At 55.9% G+C, this 254-nt stretch carries 1 pseudogene; it reads right to left on the bottom strand.

Going from position 1 to position 254, the window contains the following annotated elements:
• Positions 1–61 precede the first annotated feature (61 nt).
• Positions 62–254: pseudogene (locus SB765_RS31665) on the bottom strand (hypothetical protein); the annotation flags it as partial.

Genomic DNA, 254 nt, shown 5'->3' with positions numbered 1-254 from the left:
AACGTCGTCGAGGATGGTTACGCCAGAGAAGCGCTTAGTGACCTTGCGCAGTGCAATTGCTTCAGCCATTGCTCACACTCTTTTGGGTTTTCGGCAGCGAAAAGCGCGGCAACGACGGCCAGAGGCTGCGCTTTTCACGTCGCGTGACACCGCGGCCAAAATAACGCTCCACGTAATACTGGCCAACTGACAGCACTGAGGTCATCAGCAGATACCACAGGGTGGCGACCAGCAGCAGCGGTATCACTTCATAG

The organism is Pseudomonas sp. SIMBA_067, from assembly GCF_046534675.1.
Classification (GTDB): domain Bacteria; phylum Pseudomonadota; class Gammaproteobacteria; order Pseudomonadales; family Pseudomonadaceae; genus Aquipseudomonas; species Aquipseudomonas putida.
The sequence above is the reverse complement of the archived record's forward strand: the minus strand, read 5'-3'. Positions and strand labels throughout refer to the sequence as shown.